This window comes from Prochlorococcus sp. MIT 1307 (assembly GCF_034092395.1).
Classification (GTDB): domain Bacteria; phylum Cyanobacteriota; class Cyanobacteriia; order PCC-6307; family Cyanobiaceae; genus AG-363-K07.
This window is the reverse complement of sequence record NZ_CP139301.1, coordinates 157,490-174,052: the sequence shown is the minus strand read 5'-3', so window position 1 is coordinate 174,052 and position 16,563 is coordinate 157,490. Positions and strand designations below refer to the sequence as shown.

11 protein-coding genes and 1 tRNA gene are annotated in these 16,563 nt (G+C 36.4%); 7 read left to right on the top strand and 5 right to left on the bottom strand.

What is annotated here, in order from left to right:
* Nucleotides 1-416 precede the first annotated feature (416 nt).
* Nucleotides 417-490 (top strand) — tRNA-Pro (locus SOI82_RS01030).
* A gap of 546 nt (nucleotides 491-1,036) precedes the next feature.
* Here the strand turns inward: SOI82_RS01030 and SOI82_RS01025 are convergent.
* The 3 genes from SOI82_RS01025 to SOI82_RS01015 all read right to left on the bottom strand — a co-directional run bounded on the left by SOI82_RS01025 (nucleotide 1,037) and on the right by SOI82_RS01015 (nucleotide 3,665).
* Nucleotides 1,037-1,759 (bottom strand): 3'-5' exonuclease, encoded by a 723-nt coding sequence (locus tag SOI82_RS01025; protein ID WP_320668433.1) that lies wholly within the window; start codon nucleotides 1,757-1,759, stop codon nucleotides 1,037-1,039.
* Nucleotides 1,760-2,034: 275 nt separating this feature from the next.
* Nucleotides 2,035-2,271 (bottom strand): hypothetical protein, encoded by a 237-nt coding sequence (locus SOI82_RS01020; RefSeq protein ID WP_320667548.1) that lies wholly within the window; start codon nucleotides 2,269-2,271, stop codon nucleotides 2,035-2,037.
* 332 nt (nucleotides 2,272-2,603) lie between these two features.
* On the bottom strand, nucleotides 2,604-3,665 hold the full coding sequence (locus tag SOI82_RS01015) for a glycosyltransferase family 1 protein (RefSeq protein WP_320667547.1): 1,062 nt from the start codon (nucleotides 3,663-3,665) through the stop codon (nucleotides 2,604-2,606).
* 316 nt (nucleotides 3,666-3,981) lie between these two features.
* Between SOI82_RS01015 and SOI82_RS01010 the strand changes: the two genes are divergently transcribed.
* Nucleotides 3,982-4,359, top strand: a complete 378-nt coding sequence (locus SOI82_RS01010) for a GIY-YIG nuclease family protein (RefSeq protein ID WP_320667546.1) — start codon at nucleotides 3,982-3,984, stop codon at nucleotides 4,357-4,359.
* A 491-nt stretch (nucleotides 4,360-4,850) separates the two neighbouring features.
* Here the strand turns inward: SOI82_RS01010 and SOI82_RS01005 are convergent, their stop codons facing one another.
* On the bottom strand, nucleotides 4,851-4,979 hold the full coding sequence (locus SOI82_RS01005; RefSeq protein WP_320667545.1) for a photosystem II protein Y: 129 nt from the start codon (nucleotides 4,977-4,979) through the stop codon (nucleotides 4,851-4,853).
* 410 nt (nucleotides 4,980-5,389) lie between these two features.
* Here SOI82_RS01005 and SOI82_RS01000 point away from each other — a divergent pair, with 410 nt between their 5' ends.
* Together SOI82_RS01000 and SOI82_RS00995 are read left to right on the top strand one after the other, a co-directional pair.
* Nucleotides 5,390-5,893 (top strand): pentapeptide repeat-containing protein, encoded by a 504-nt coding sequence (locus SOI82_RS01000; RefSeq protein WP_320668432.1) that lies wholly within the window; start codon nucleotides 5,390-5,392, stop codon nucleotides 5,891-5,893.
* Between the two features lie 532 nt (nucleotides 5,894-6,425).
* Entirely contained in the window at nucleotides 6,426-10,112 is a 3,687-nt protein-coding gene (locus SOI82_RS00995; RefSeq protein WP_320667544.1) for a hydantoinase B/oxoprolinase family protein, read from the top strand.
* Between the two features lie 4 nt (nucleotides 10,113-10,116).
* Here SOI82_RS00995 and SOI82_RS00990 read toward each other — a convergent pair whose 3' ends face one another.
* Nucleotides 10,117-10,305: a hypothetical protein gene (locus SOI82_RS00990; RefSeq protein WP_320667543.1), complete on the bottom strand. Its 189-nt coding sequence runs from the start codon at nucleotides 10,303-10,305 to the stop codon at nucleotides 10,117-10,119.
* Nucleotides 10,306-11,232: 927 nt separating this feature from the next.
* On the opposite strand from SOI82_RS00990, the gene SOI82_RS00985 reads away from it, so the two are divergent.
* From SOI82_RS00985 to SOI82_RS00975, 3 genes are all read left to right on the top strand, one after another.
* Nucleotides 11,233-11,478: a hypothetical protein gene (locus tag SOI82_RS00985; RefSeq protein WP_320667542.1), complete on the top strand. Its 246-nt coding sequence runs from the start codon at nucleotides 11,233-11,235 to the stop codon at nucleotides 11,476-11,478.
* Nucleotides 11,479-12,574: 1,096 nt separating this feature from the next.
* Complete coding sequence (locus SOI82_RS00980) at nucleotides 12,575-13,759, top strand: DNA repair exonuclease (RefSeq protein ID WP_320667541.1); 1,185 nt, start codon at nucleotides 12,575-12,577, stop codon at nucleotides 13,757-13,759.
* A 6-nt stretch (nucleotides 13,760-13,765) separates the two neighbouring features.
* Complete coding sequence (locus SOI82_RS00975; RefSeq protein ID WP_320667540.1) at nucleotides 13,766-16,477, top strand: AAA family ATPase; 2,712 nt, start codon at nucleotides 13,766-13,768, stop codon at nucleotides 16,475-16,477.
* Nucleotides 16,478-16,563 lie beyond the last annotated feature (86 nt).

Here is a 16,563-nt window from a genome sequence, read left to right as displayed (position 1 = left end):
TTTATGCTCCAAACCTTTTAATAAGTATTAATTCATATATTAGGTAATTATCGATTTTAGTCAAAAATCACTATCTAATTCTCATACCATTTTGAAGAGTTACTACTTTATAACTAACATATTCCCAAGAAAAGATAAGTCAGCTATTTATCAATATTTATTAGTTAATTCACCAAAAAATATACTTCTTAGAAGCAATTGAAAGCCAGGTGGAATTGGGGGGAATTTCTTAAAATAAGAAACCAAGGATAATTCTTCCTTAACTAAGGTATTGATCAATAAAGTTAGAGGCCAAGCTATAGGAGGAAAGGAGTTTGAATCTGCGCGTAAAGTATAAATACATTGAGAGCAAAAAAACAGAAGCTTTCTATTTCAGGAGCTCTAAAACGTCAATGGCCTGTGATAACTTAATTTGACGGGGCGTAGCGCAGCTTGGTAGCGCACCACTTTGGGGTAGTGGGGGTCGTGGGTTCAAATCCCGCCGCTCCGATTTTTATCAACATTGTTTCAAGAAATCATCTTGCCAAAACCTCAACACTAAGGCTTTATAGAATTTCCCATATTTGAAATAAATAATTACAAATTTTAAAATATAAACATCCTTGAAGGTTGGTCAACCATAATCAAATCAAAATCTTAATAATATATATTGCTTTAATGGCATATTAATCTTAACCGTTAAGTATAATTATCAAACCATTAGTTAACCATGCTATTTGAAAATTGAGGAAGTTTATAAAAAGTTGATTAAGTAAAAAATCAGACAGTCACTTATCCATTTTAGATTCAAAATACAAAAAGTTTAAGCCGAACGAATCAATCGCGCCATACTCCAAACCTCTTGCAAATGACTCACTCAGTTTTGAACTCGATTGCAATGCTTGATTTTACTTAAATAGGAAATGTAGTTTTTATGATGTTCAATAAAAGTGATTGAAGGAAAACAAAAAAGGATGGTCAACTTTTAGCAGTAAAAACAACATTTCAAAAAACTGAATTTAGGATAATTAAACACTCCTCAAAAAAAACTAGTGATCTAATCAATACTTTCAATAGGTGTCACAGCGAAGTCCAACAAAAGTTCCTCTCTCTCGCTTAATCTGCGAGTCCAAGCACCACGAACCGGTTCATTCCAAGTAAAACCAGCTTTCTTCGCTAAATACCTCTGCTCAAAAGAAACTTGGGCTCGCATTAATTTGCGTGGTTCCAGTCCATGAGCCAACAAAACCTCTAAATCATCACAACGGCGAAAAACTTCCGCAATATATAAGCAATCTGTTAGCGCGCGGTGTGCATTCCAAACTGGAACTTCATAGGCCAAAGCAAGGTCTCTAACAGAAGGCCTGGCTCTTAACTGCCGCTCAGATGGCCATCTGATGTCATTCATAGTACATAACCATGGCTTAGATATAGCCGGTAAAGGTCCCTTCCCAAACCACTCACGATCAAAATTAGTGTTATGTGCTACCAAAACATCAGCTACATCAATCAAATTCTGAAAATAAAGCACAGCCTGCTGCCAGGGTTGTTCCAACCTTGAAACTTCTGCTGAAATTCGGTTAATAGGTTCAGCACTATTAGAAGCCACTGGCAACAGAAACGAATGCTGCGCAATAACAGAACGGCTTAACACATGAAACAAAATTGCGCCTACCTCAATACATTCATCTGTTTGAGGATCGAGGCCAGTAGTTTCTGTATCGATAATAAGTAACATCTTAGGGAAAGATGTTGAAGGATCATCTCTGGCGAAAGAAATACTCCCCCCTTCTAAGTCTCTAACAATAGAATCTTTAGAATCATTGTTATCAAAATCTGATATGCCAGGACGCTGAAGAAGATCAAGTTGTTGATCATCAAGCTGATTGATCTTTTCTGCAATCACTTGCTCTAACCCTTATCATTTTTTATTCTCGCGCATCTAATCCATAACTTCTATATTTCTATTATAAAAATAATAAAAAGAGAATTTACTTTATTATTATGCATGAGTCAAGTCAACCCAAATTTCTTTTATCTCTTGCCAGTAACTTTTTAGTCTATAAACTTCAGGAGTTCTTCTAAGCTGCATTTATCTGGAATACATACATTGCTGAGCTCTTCATTGATTGGACCCAGTCCACTTGCTGACTCTTCCGCAATTGCACTAATGACCTCGTCCATACTCACATCCATCTCACTAGCCATCTCGCTGAGCAATTTTGCTGTATCAGCTCTAACCGAGATGATTACAGGAAATAGAACACGCTCCGCAGGATCAAGGTAGTTCATAAAGAAAATATTAAGACATCGAGGGTGGCTTGGCTGAACTTGTTACTGAATTTCCATGAAACCAGGCATGACGTCAGATTTGATACAAAACAAGCCCCCTGACAGTGGTCTTTTTAATCTGAAAAAGTCTGTAAGGGCAAGAAGAATTGAAAAAAGAGCTGTTTTTAACAGCAAATGCATAAGTGTGTCGACTGTAAATTCATAGTAAAGCTATTATTAATGTTAGAAAATTCAATGGAAGTTCAAACATGAGTAGTGTAATTTCTACAATAAATCCCAAGAATAAAAGATGTATCTATTATCACTAACAACAAAGGGGATTCAATTTATTTCTACATATCCAAAAGCAATCTTTCTACTTGTTCTGCTGTGTTTTTCCAATTAAAAGTTAAAGCCCGCTTAGGACCTTCTATCCTGGAAATGTTTTGCAAAGTCTTACTATCAGATAGCTCTAGCATTCCACTTGTAATTGACTCATAGTTAAAAGGGTCAATCAAGATGGAAGTAGCGCCAACGACTTCTGGAAGTGCGCCTCTATTAGAGGCCATGACTGGTGTACCACAAGCCATGGCCTCTAGAGCTGGCAAACCAAATCCTTCCCATAGGCTTGCTATAACTAGTCCCCTGCACTTATTTAGGAGTAACAATCTTTCTTCATCACTTACCCAATCTCTCCAAATACATCTATCTGATATCTGATACTCTCTAGCTATTCTTTTTAGCCTAGGTGTATATCTCCTATCTGATGGACCAACAAACATTAACTTATAATTTTTTCTTTTTAGAAGTGAAAAGGCTTTGAGAACTCTTGCTAGGTTTTTATGTGGGTTATGCCTTCCTAGTATCAGAAAAAAGTCTTCTCTAGAAAGATTCATTGGATATAAATTCTGGCTTTTAAAGCCTGGTTTTATTGTAACAAGCTTAGAAGCTGGAATCTTGAGAAATCTATTTATCTCTCGTGCTGTTGCTTCTGAATTGCAAAGTATCATTTCGGCCTGATGAAGTACTGTAGTCACATAAAGTAAATAATATGCAAAAAGAAAATTAGGCTGAGGATAACGAAGTGGGAGTAGGTCATGGGCTAGAACTATTGATCTTACAGAACTAAATAAAGGTGCTTCTGGTAAAGGAGAGAAAAACAAATCAGCTCCTAATTTATGCATTAAACTTGGAACATATTTTTGGACCCAATAAAGTCTCTTCAAATGTCCTTTTAATCCATATGCAGGAGAAAGGTCTGAGGGAATGTCAATACTTCCTTTTCTTCCACTTTTTAATGGATCAAGTAAAAGAACAATCTCTGGGGAAAGTGCAAGGGCCAGATCCCTTGAGAAAACTCCTATTCCGGTATTCTTTTTTCCTATATAACTTCCATTGAACAAGGTAAGAGCCACTCTTGGCAATCTCTAAATCCATAGCATTACTTTAGTCTCTTGAGGCATACCAATTGATTTTGGCTAAGGTAATTGACACGTTTGCTTTGAACAGAGTTAAGATAAGGTTCCAACCAAAAATAAAAATCTAACTACAAACTGAGTTAAGCTATTATTTTATTAGTTACATGCTTACTTTTCGTAAACTAATCCTTTTATAGACTGGAATCATGAATTATTCAATCTCTCTAGAAATTCCAACAATGAAGTCATCCAAAGAAAAGCAATTGAACAATTTCAAATAAAGGCATAAAGCTAAGTTACCAATACTAAAAACATGGCTGAATACGTCTATTTGGTTCGCAATGGTGAACTATACAACATTGGTCGAACAGACAATATTGAAAAAACAAAAAAAATTCTCGAGCCAGGTAAATTAGAAGCAGTGCTTCAAACAAGTGACTCTAAGTCCATTTTAAAAATACTCCAAAAAAACTATTCTGAGAAATGGCTACCTCAATCCAATTATTTTCGACTATCTAAGTTAGAAGCAATTGAGTGCAAAAGGCAACTAGAAGAAGGTCGTAGCAAAAATGATTTCAAACCTTTTTTTAGCGGTGCAACTCTTCTTATTACTTTCCTTACAGCATGGCTTGGGATTTCATTCTTAATAATTGAATTTGCTATTCAACCTATTTTCAGTCAATTTAATTAAAGCAAAGCAATATAGAAAAAAGGCGTTGCTTTTTTTCTATATTCTGAACTTGATATGAAATATAAAGAGAACTAAGAACAACTAGACAACACTTAGAAGGCTCATCTAATACCTTTAACGAGAATTAATAAGCCAAGGTTATACTTTTTTTTTGCTTTTGAATTTATTGCCACAACATGAAGCCTCTGATGAAAGAGCCTACAATGGCTTTGGGCTCGCGAATGTACAAATGCCCACTCAATGATTGCGGTTAATTTTAAACAAAGTCATTAAAACTAACATCTAGTTATTAAGAGCTTTCGTGGACAATGCCTTTCTTTTAAAGTGATATATAAAGCAGTGGATCTTATAAATACTTAAAAGAAAATTAACGAAAAGTATATTCAAAAGATATAAATATTTTACCCATTGATCCAGTCAGTGGGTAAAAAAGCTTATTTCTGGGCTTGATCAGTGCTTTAACTTAAAGCCACTGATCATTAAAAGTTGCCTCAATCACCTTTTAGGAGTGCTGGAACGTTATCCAGGTTAAAAACACCCCACCTAAACAGCCAAAAAGCAGTCCAGGCTACTGAAGCAACTATCGGGGCTAGAACTATTAATAGTCGGAAATCAATCACTGGATCAGTGGAGGGAGCTTGATGATCCTACGTAACTAGGGATAACTGGTCAAGCGACCATCATGAAGCCAGTTTTATAACTCAATGCTGCTTCCCTGGGTCGCCCAATTATTTTTGAAGGATCCTTGACCTACTTTTTCAAAAGTACTTATAAAGCTAGTCCAACCTATGAAGGCCAATCAAGCTTAAAAGCTATGAGAAGCTTCAAAAAGCTCAATAATGCATAGGCTCTTATAACTTGTACTGACGAACCAAAACCCAACAATAGCCAAATAGAGGTAAACGGATTTATCTATATATTTACTGAACTTTTCCAAGGATAGGTAATTAAGGCAAAATAAAGCCTCTTGAGCTGATCCATTGTGGAATATCCATTAAAAGTTCGGTGGCTAGGAATATTGGTTGGCTTCATGATTTGCCTTCTTCTTATGGTTTCTCCTGCGCAAGCGAGACTAGATCAAGGTGAGGAAGTGCCCAACTATGTCCGATCTGACATAACTGGTTTTGATTTCCATGATCAAGACCTTTCCAAATCTTCTATTGCTGGCGCTATTGCCAGAGATGCAAACTTTAGTGGAGTAGATCTCCATGGCACTGTATTAACTCTCTCCGATCTCAAGGGATCTAACCTTCAAGGGATAAATCTTACAGATACACTTTCAGACAGAGTGAATTTTCAAAAAACCGATTTGCGCAATGCCATTTTAACCAACATGATTGCGGCTGGGAGCAGCTTTGCAGGTGCAAGAATTGAAGGGGCTGACTTTACCTATGCAGTTCTTGATAGCGATGACCAAAAAAATCTCTGCAAAATTGCAGAAGGTATAAATCCTGTAACAGGAATAGCCACTAAGGACAGCCTGGAATGTGCTTCTCAAGGGGAAACTTATAAGCCCGCAATGCCAGGAAGATAAAATCCAACACATATTTAGAGTTCAGGCATAGTAGATAATTTTTAGTGCTCTAACCTTGAAGAAGGAAAAATCTCTCAAAGACTCGAAGGAAAAATTTTGAACTCATAAAAATCTAACTATTTCTATAGTATTGAGAATCAACTCTTATTATTCTTCAATTAATAATTCAACAATTTCTTTTAATTCTTCAAGATAGATCATTATTTTCTAAATCGGCAACCCTCCTCATTCTTTAGAGGCTTTAGAGCTTACTCAAGCCCTATACTATTAATAATGGAGTCTCAAAAGTGCAGTTAATTAAATAGTGAAGACTAAAATTGAAACCCTTTAATTGTACTTTTTGAGATTAATATCCATGAAGCTTTTTCTAGCTTTTCCTCCATAGTCATGTTGGAGTCGACTAGAAGTGTAGCTCTATAATTCAGTGTTTATTCTCAAGCAGTTTTTCTAAAATTAATACACACCGTAAAAGCTTGTTTTTAGGATTAATCAAATTAATAATAGAATACTATTTGGGTCCAAGGTCGCATTAATGAAATGGAAATTTTGGATTGATCGTGGAGGTACATTCACTGATTTAGTCGGAATCAATCCATTTGGGAAACAGATAGTAAGAAAAGTGCTCTCTGTACAACCAAATCACTTTGGTGATCCAGCAGTTAGAGCTATTAAAGAAGTCCTGCGGCTCCGGGAAGACGACCCCATACCCAAAGGCTTAATACAGGAGGTTCGTCTAGGTACAACCGTAGCTACAAATACTTTATTAGAAGATGTTGGAAGTCCTGTAATTCTTTTCTGTAATCGAGGTTTAGGCGACCTTTTACGTATTGGAGATCAGCGACGTCCAGATTTATTTGCATTAAATATTGAACGATCAAAATTTCTTGCAAATGCAGTTTTAGAAGTTGAAGGTCGGATTGATACAAATGGCAAAGAGCTTCAACCATTATTAATAAGTAAAGAGCTAGAGGAAGAAGTCAGAACAAAACATCTACAAGGGAACAAGACTTGCGCAATAGTCCTGCTGAATTCATATGCCAACCCAGATCATGAATTAAAATTAAAGAAATGGCTAATACAAATAGGCTTTCAAAATGTTATCTGCTCTCATAAAATCTCTCCTCTCCCTCGTGTAGTAGCGAGAGGGCAAACCACCTTAGTTGAAGCAAAGATCTCTCCTGTATTTCTGGCCTATCTAAGACAAATTAGAAATGACTTAGGGATTTCTACGCGCATACGCATTATGGGCTCTAGTGGAACCCTATTCCCACCAGATGTGTTACTTGCTAAAGATACAATTCTTTCTGGCCCAGCTGGAGGGATGGTTGGGGCTGTAGCGGCTGCCAAAGAATCAGGGCTAAACAAACAACCTCTCATTGGATTTGATATGGGAGGCACCTCAACTGATGTGTTCTATGTTCCTGCTGGACAAGGAAATCACTGGAAGCGTCTTCCTGAAACAGAAATAGCCGGTCAACAATTAATGGCGCAAAGGTTGCCGATTCATACTGTTGCAGCCGGAGGTGGATCAATTATTTATGAACAAGGAGGCCTCTTAAAAGTAGGCCCTCGCTCCGCTAACGCAATTCCTGGACCTGCTTGTTACAGACGAGGAGGACCACTGACAATTACAGATGCAAATCTTTTACTAGGACGCCTTCAATCCACAACATTTCCAGCACTATTTGGCCCTTCAGGAAATCAAACTATTGATAAATCGATAGTACAAAAACTCTTTTCTGAAATTGCTGAGACATTCAATAGCACGCCTGAAAAGATAGCTGAAGGTGCCTTAATAATTGCCTTAGAACGAATGGCAGATGCAATAAAGCAGGTTTCTGTGTTTTGTGGTCACGACATCCGCAAAGGTGTCCTTGTGGCATTCGGTGGAGCAGGAGGACAACATGCTTGTCGATTAGCTCAACTCCTAGGACTCGAGAAAGTTTTATTTCACCCTCTAGCTGGTGTACTTTCGGCATATGGAATCGGGATTGCCCCTCAATCTCAATTCCGAACAACAAACCTACGTGAACCACTTAATAAGGCAACTGTAGAAAAGCTTAAAAAATTATGCGATTCAGAGAAAAAAAAGGCAACAGAGTTACTCGAAGACTGTGAAGAGGATCAGATAGAAACAGATAGCATTACCTCAATACAATTAGCTCGTGTTGAAATTAGGTATCAATCCTGCGAACAGGGATTAGTAGTCAACTTGGAAGATAAAGATAATACTATTAGCTTGATTGAAAAATTTGAATCAGCACATCACGAACGATTTAGCTACATCCCCCCACGGAATGAACCTTTAATCTTAGAGAGATTAGAAATTGAGGTCATAACACCTACTCCTCAGGAAAATAGGCGAGTTGTACATAACGTCGCGCCCCTACAGAATCCAAGAAATACAGTACAAGTATATTTTTCACATTTAGGGTGGGTCAATGTCCCCTTATATCAACGTGAAAGTCTTCCATTGGGTCAATTGCTAGAGGGGCCGGCTCTAATAGTCGACTCCACTAGTTCAATAGTGTTAGAAGCTGGGTGGACTGCAAGTATTGAAGGTCATGGAAGCCTTTTATTGCACGTCAATAAAGCCAAAAAGAAAATATTTAAGCGTTTAAACAACTCTAATATCTACAAACCTGATCCGGTAACACTGGAATTATTCCACCATCGATTTAGTTCTATAGCAAAAAAAATGGGTCAACGACTAAAGCAAACCAGTCGATCCATCAACATTCGTGAGCGAATGGATTTCTCATGTGCCGTTTTTGATCAGGATGGAGCCCTAGTTGCCAATGCGCCGCACATACCTGTTCATTTGGGCTCTATGGGCGAATCAATTGTAGATCTACTAAGACAAATATCCAATGGCACAAGAGAGCCTCTTCGTGCATTAGAAACAGTCCTTTCTAATGATCCCTTTCATGGAGGGACGCATCTACCGGATATAACAGCAATTACTCCTGTCTTTGCAGGTGCTAAAACACCACGGTATTTCGTAGCTAGTCGTGGTCACCATGCTGACGTAGGTGGGTTAACACCAGGTTCAATGCCTCCCTTTAGTAAATCAATCGTTGATGAAGGTCTTCTTATTCGTAATGAGACGTTTGCAGTAAATGGAGAGCATAATCGCGTCTTCTGGGAAAAGCGACTTGGCCAAGGGAAAATACCTCCACGAAACCCTGAGGAGTTGATTGCTGATCTTCAAGCTCAAGTAGCGGCTAATCATTTAGGAGTTATTGAAATAGAAAAACTCGTTAGTAATTTTGGGCACAAAGAAGTAAGTGCTTACATGTCACATCTTCAAAGCAATGCAATGAAGGCCGTACAAAATCTAATAAAAAACCTCACAAATAGTTCTTATTCTGTTGAGCTAGATAATGGAGCCAGACTTTCTGTAGAAATTACGATTGACCAAACAAACAGCAAAGCAACATTAGATTTTAGTAACACCTCATTTCAAGGGGAAGGGAATTTTCAAGCCCCTCTAGCAGTAACAAAGTCTGTAGTTCTATATGTCTTTAGGTGTTTGATAGAAGAAGATTTACCACTCAATGCAGGATGTTTTACACCACTTGAACTAATTGTTCCAAAAGGTTGTCTTTTAAACCCATCAGCTCCATCTGCTGTTGTCGCAGGAAATGTCGAAACTTCTCAAGCATTATGCAACTTACTCTTTGGTGCTTTAGGCGTTCTTTCAGCAAGTCAAGGCACCATGAATAACCTTACTTTTGGGAATAAGCACCAACAATATTATGAAACTCTAGGTGGAGGTAGTGGAGCAGGAAACGGATTTAATGGAACCGATGGGATTCAAACTCATATGACTAACTCTCGCTTAACAGATCCAGAAATCCTTGAACGGCGTTTTCCAGTTCAACTCGAAATGTTTGCAATAAGGAAAGAAAGTGGTGGCAAAGGTCAATGGAATGGCGGAAACGGTTTGTTAAGGAAGTTTCGTTTCTTAAAACCTATGACTGTATCAATACTTTCTGGGTCTAGACGGATAGCCCCTTTCGGTTTGAACGGCGGAATGCCAGGTGAAGTTGGATTAAACCAACTTGAAAAAATCAATGGTGAGAAAACTATTATCGAAGGGTGTGCCTGCCTTCAAGTTTCAGCAGGCGAATCAATTATTATTGCGACTCCAGGCGGAGGAGGGTATGGAAAGCCATTGAATAGCCATACCTTATCTACCAAGCCAACCAAAATTTAAACACCTAGTGATGCGAACACCATAAGGCACAAGTTGTAGTTACTACTGCGACAACAACACCGCCCCATTTTATGAACTTTTGAGGAGCATTGAAAGTAGTACCTACAAGAATCGCTGACAAATTAACGACTAGGAGCTGATCAGTAGTAGGCGAAATACCGAAAAGACCAGTCCCAGTAGCAAGTAGATTCATTTTGAAAACCTATAGATATGAAATTTTAATACCTCAAAGACTAATACAGCTCTAATAGGCAAAAGATCAGAATACACATAATTTTAAAGATAGAGAGCAAAGACTATTACCTAGAACGTCTTCTAAGCCACCCAATTAGTTCGATCAAAAGACTGGTAACAAGGAAAGCAAAGTAGCCAATAACCAATGATTTGATCAAAACCCCAATGCTCTCACCAAGCATGAGAAATGTAACTGTCGCTCCAACAATTGATGGGGCTAGGGCTGGAAATAATTTAAGGTCTAAATTTTTCTTCTTTGACTTTTCCATAGAAAAAGTATAGCCAAAATAATTTTGACTGAAGCAACAATAAAGGGATTAAGTTTACAAAAAGTTTTTAATTATAAAAGGATAGACTAGCAATCTTACGTTCCATCTAAACATGAACACATCGAATATAATTAGCTGATGAGCTGCTGAGCCTATAAATGTTTATTGAAAAATTAACATTCTACTAACAAAGGTATACTTAATCCCTCAACACAAATAAAATCATACCAGCAATTTGGGAGAGTAAGCCTAACGTTATTATGATAAAATATTAACTATTAACATTAGTCCGCCATAAAAGGCTAAGTCTATTTATTAAAAAGCTTGCGAACCTGAACTAGCAGAAGGCAAATTGGTCGATTCCTTAACAGTCTAAACAACATTAAGGATGAAATAAATAGAACTTGTAAACTGTCAGAAAGGCTAGAAGAAAAAGTTTAGATTCTTATCTTAACTAACATTTGATTCAAAATAATTATGAACATAAATACTCACATAACTGCGGCTGAAAACTATTTTTTAGAGAATTAAAAATTTCCCCAGGTTAGGAAGAGAACATCTCTCTCTCAAAAAGGATGAGAATCGCATAAATTCTAATACCACCCCCTTTACTAACTGTGCAGGACATAATCAAACTTCTCTCAGATTCTTTGGAGCAGCCTCCAATAGGACAAACCAAAAGTTTCACATGGTTAGTGACCCCAATGGGAATAGCAGCATTATGCAGAACAAAAGAACCAGCGCTGAAACCTCCTTTTGAAATGGCAGTCAAAGAAGGTGTAGAAGTCGCAATCGATTTAAGCCGAGAAGAACGAGAGTTTCATCAAACAGAGCAAGGTTTAGTACTTCTTTTTTATTCCTAAAAAAATACTACATTGAGATAAAGGAATAAAGAAATCTTTTTAGGTTTGGTTTCGATTTACTTAAAAAATGTGAATATACATTTAAAAAATATCATTGATGCCAATTGCTATAAATATTTTTCTAAATCTTTTCAACTTTTTCCAATCTAATCATAGACTCTGTACTTAGGCTAAAAGTAGAAGCATATGAGTCAAAAAAGTGCATCTCTATACTATTTATCCAGAGATTTGAAACTTACAAAAGAAATCTCCCTTATACAAAACACTAATGATCAAATATCATAAGCGCTGCCAGGCTAAAGGATTATTTATATGAATAATCCTCTTAATAAAATTGCACTACCTTTCTGAAAATTTATATTTTTCATTAAGCCTACTAGGCTTCTTCCTCTCCAAAAAAAAGTTGCCAAGTTAATAAGACAAAAAAAGTTACGAACATCATTGCCAATAATGCATCAACCAACCAGTGAGTCAAGGTGCAATTGAAATTGTAAAATCAATAATAACCCATAAACAATGGAATAGCTCAATTCGAAACAAAATGCTTTTGCTGCTTTGCCAGAAATAAATAAATTTCAATATAAAAACACTTATCCACGAATAACCTCATCAAAACAATAATAAAGTATAGCTATTTCCTATGGTAATTAAGCTTTGAAAGAATATGAATTTACATGGCCCATAGAAAAGTATACAAATTTCTACTATATCGTTACCACAACTAAAGTATAATTAAATTATTTCTTTTTCTGATTTCAACTTAATAGGCATACTAAACACAAAAAACATCCCTTTAAAAGCAAACTATTAAATTCCCGCAAGATTAAAAAAAATAAGCCAAAATAATAGAATAAAAAATACGTAAGTTAAGGATTAGTTCTCTCTGCTTTTTTTGATAAGATTTTTGTTGATGACTATTTATACGTTTTATATGTACTTCTAAGCTATATGATCTTAGTATAAAAGATTTACTTGGGGTTTAGGCCATCGAGCCATATAACTAGAGCTACAAAGGAATAAGTCATAAGCTGACCAAAATGGCAACAAAATTGAAAAATTAAAGCCCACAGCCCCACCATTCAATCACGATTTAAAAATGATCAGTTTTATCCACACAGCTGACTGGCAAATCGGTAAAAAATTCTTCCAAGTCAAAGATGAGCAAAAACGATTCAGGCTTCAGCAAGAGCGCATAAACGTTATAAGTCGTATTCGAGATGAAGTGAGTACTCTGCAATCGCAATTCGTTCTAATAGCGGGAGACATGTTCGACTCTCCCACTCCTTCAACTACATCCGTTCTAGAAGTACTCGAAGCTATTAGGGAAATGGAAGTCCCTGTATTAGTCATCCCTGGAAACCACGATCATGGTGCGCTAGGGACTATTTGGTATCGACATGACTTTCAGCGAAATCAGCCAAAGATGGCACCAAATCTAAAGGTTTTGATAGAGAGAAGACCATATGAAATGGATCAAGTTGTTCTTCTACCTTGTCCATTGCTCAGAAACAAGGACAACAATGATCCGACAGACTGGCTACAGAGCTTCAACTGGAACTCATTGCCTTCAATGAAGCCAAGAGTAGTTCTAGCTCATGGAAGCATTCAAGAGTTTGGTCCTCGCGATTATGCAATAGATAACGAGGCTCAATCTGGTGCTAACAATATGATCGACTTAAAAGCTCTTTTAACAGATCAAATTGATTACATAGCACTTGGTGATTGGCATAATCTAAAGCAAATCAATGCTCATACTTGGTATTCAGGAACCCCCGAACCAGATCGCTTTAATAACGGTAAAAACAATCATAGAGGTCAAGTTCTGCATGTGGAAGTTGAACGAGGAATGGCTCCACAAGTTACAGCCCTACCTACCGGGCACCTTAATTGGCATAACATGAGTTTCAGATTTACTAGTGATGCTGATCTTGATCGATTTGAAAAAAAGATTGAAGAGTTAACTGCTGGTCGTGTTTCACGTGATCTTCTTAGATTAGAAATAAGTGGAAGGCTTAGCTTTAAAGGCCATCTCCGATACGAGCAAATAAAAGCTGACCTTGAAAACAAGTTATTACGACTTCGAATCAAGGGTGAATGTCAACAAACTCCAGAAACTGATGAAATTGAGAAACTAACCACTTGCCTAGAAGACCCAATGATTGCTCAAGTCGCGCTCGATCTAAAGGGACGACTAGACAATGAAGCAGATCAAAATTCTGAGGAAGCCTCTACAATTCGGCTTGCACTTTGTGAATTATATCGTTTTGCTGTGAAAAATTAGATATCCATGCGCCTAATTAATTGTCAACTACAAAATGTACGCTTACATAAAGATCTGTTTGTGGAATTCTCACCCCGCATCACATTAATTGGCGGACCGAATGAAACAGGAAAGACCACCTTAATAGAAGCACTTCACCGAACTTTATTTCTGAAAGCGTCGGCAACTGGTAAACCTGTTGAAGCACTAAGATCACGATTAAGTTCTGGCCATCCAAGCATACAAATTACATTTGAAGCAAGACAAGAGATATACAAATTGCATAAATATTTTAGCGGGAGCTCTGGTCAAATAACACTCCATAACCAAAAAAATACAAAGTGTCTTACAGGCCCTGAAGCAGAAGAATTGTTGGCTTTGATTATTCGCGTAAAAGAATCACTTGGAAGCAAGCAAGCACGCAAAGTTCTACCAACACGATGGGCCCACCTTTGGGTTATGCAGGGCTCTTCAGGGAATGATCTACTAAAGAAAGGTAAAGAAAGTTATCAGCTAGATTCATTACTAGTTCAACTAGAAAAGAAGGGAGGTGCGGCAATACAGCAATCAGCTCATGATCAAACTGTAAGTAAAAATATTGATGAAGCACTAGAAGAAAATTTCACTAGTCGGGGTATCAAAAAGAACTCAATCTACTGGCTAACAGAAGAAGCTTTGAATAGAGCTGAAAAGAATTTAGAATTGGCATATTCAAAACTATATGAATATGAAAAAGCAAGTGAAGAACTTGTGTCAATAACAAGCCAAATACAGACTCTACAAAATATAGAACTACCAAGGCTGCTGAAAAAAAGAATCAGTCTGACAAAAGAGGTTGAAGAAGAAAAAGAACTTAAAGCAAAAGTTAACCTTGCAGAGAAAGAACTCGAGCCTATCCAATTACGGTATAAAGCTCTGAAAACCCTATCAGACGAAATCATTAGTCTTCAATGCAATATTAAACTTAAAGAAGAAATGCAATATAAACTAAAGCAGGTTCAGGGTAAAAATAATGCGGAAGAACTAATACTTAACAATGAGACAAATAGCAAGAGACAATTAATAAAGGCTAGTAAGTTAAAACTACAAGACCTAGAACAACAAAGACATTTGATTCAAGTACTTATAGAGAGGTCAATAAATGAAAAAGAAGTCTCAGGTCTTACTAATGAACTCAAAGGCAATCAAGAAGTATTAGGCAAAATTATTTCACTAAAAAATCAGCTTTCTTCTATTGTCTCAATAAGCCGTTCAGAATTACAACATATTAGAGATCTAGGTTTAGAGGTAAGAGATGCTCTTAATCTTCAAAAATCTATGGAAACTAGCATCAAAATAATAAAGTCGAACCAATCAATTCGTCTTAATTCAGAAGAACTCAGACCAGGAGACGAAAAAAGAATAAGTAAGGTATTTAACCTTTTTGTAGGGGATGATGTAATCCTAAAAATCTATCCAGGGGGAAGGGAGTCGATAAATAGTATGCACAAGAAATATTTAATAAAAAAAGAAGAGTTCTCTAAGTTGCTCTCTAGTTTAAAAATAAACTCTTTAGAAGAGGCCGAAAAAGCTTTTGAAGACAGATTAAAACTACAACAAGAAATTGAATCGAATGAAAATTCATCAAACAGGAGCCTTGATACTATTTACAATGAACTTGAAGAATGTAAGCTAAAGAAAGTTGATATTCAAAATCAACTTCTTTCTCTCGAAATATATCAAAAGGTATTAAGAAAGGAACTTGATTTACCAAATAGCAATGATGAGCTATATAAGTTTCAAAAAACTATTCAACTGAGTATCAGGGATACTTCATATGCCTGTATCAAAGCTGAACATGACCTAGAAGCCTCCCAAAATATCCTCCAAAAATTTAAAGCAAAGCAACAAAATGATGACAGCAGCCTAAAAGTAATTGAAAGTGGTCTTAAAGATTCTAAAAAAAGGCTTTCTGTTATTCAAAAAGAACATGGGGACCAAGTTTATATATCTAATCAAATAAAAATAGTTAAGGATAAACTCCACTCCAGTGAAAAATTATTCATAGGACTAAAAAAACAATTATTTTCAAAAGAGCGATCATATGGTCCCCATGAAATTTTAAAAACAGAAGAAAAGATTAGAAGTTTAGAAGTAAGAAAGGACTATCTAATCACTCAAAAAGGAGCAGCTAAAGCTAATTGCGAAATTATTAGCAAAAATGATCCATATGCAGTTGTTGAGCAAGCTGAATTTGAAGTAAACGCAATGAGAGATGAGTATCAAGCTATAAAAAGGGTGACAAATGCACACAAGCTATTGCAAAAACTTTTTCTTAATGCACAACAAGATCTTTCTAGGCGCTATACCGAGCCTTTAGCTCAAGCAATAGGAAATTATTTAAAGCCTATAATCCCAGAAGATCCAATAGCAAAGCTAAATTTTGAAAAAATAAACGGATTTAGTGAGCTTATGATCAAACGTGGCAAAGAATTTTTTGACTTTAATGATCTGAGCGGAGGAATGAAAGAACAAGTAGCAGCAGCTTTACGTTTATCAATGGCTGATGTTCTTAAAGAAGAACATGATGGGTGCCTTCCAATTGTTTTTGATGATGCCTTTACTAATTCTGACTCAATGCGTTTAGAAAACTTAAAAAAAATGCTTAGCCAAGCAGCAGATAGTGGGCTACAAATCATTTTATTAACTTGTGATCCTAGCGCATATGAATCTTTTGCCGATCATAAAATAATTTTTTAAAAGTATCTAGATTGTTTTATAGATTTTAGTTCTCTTCTGATCAATTAATCGTGTAGAAAAATTCTATTTATTTAATAAAAATCAAC

Excerpts from the sequence above, each read along its gene's own strand:
- SOI82_RS01010 (WP_320667546.1), top strand. The coding sequence starts at position 3,982 with ATGGCTGAATACGTCTATTTGGTTCGCAATGGTGAACTATACAACATT.
- SOI82_RS00990 (WP_320667543.1), bottom strand. The coding sequence starts at position 10,305 with ATGAATCTACTTGCTACTGGGACTGGTCTTTTCGGTATTTCGCCTACT.
- SOI82_RS00975 (WP_320667540.1), top strand. The coding sequence starts at position 13,766 with ATGCGCCTAATTAATTGTCAACTACAAAATGTACGCTTACATAAAGAT.
- SOI82_RS01000 (WP_320668432.1), top strand. The coding sequence starts at position 5,390 with ATGATTTGCCTTCTTCTTATGGTTTCTCCTGCGCAAGCGAGACTAGAT.
- SOI82_RS00995 (WP_320667544.1), top strand. The coding sequence starts at position 6,426 with ATGAAATGGAAATTTTGGATTGATCGTGGAGGTACATTCACTGATTTA.
- SOI82_RS01020 (WP_320667548.1), bottom strand. The coding sequence starts at position 2,271 with ATGAACTACCTTGATCCTGCGGAGCGTGTTCTATTTCCTGTAATCATC.
- SOI82_RS00980 (WP_320667541.1), top strand. The coding sequence starts at position 12,575 with ATGATCAGTTTTATCCACACAGCTGACTGGCAAATCGGTAAAAAATTC.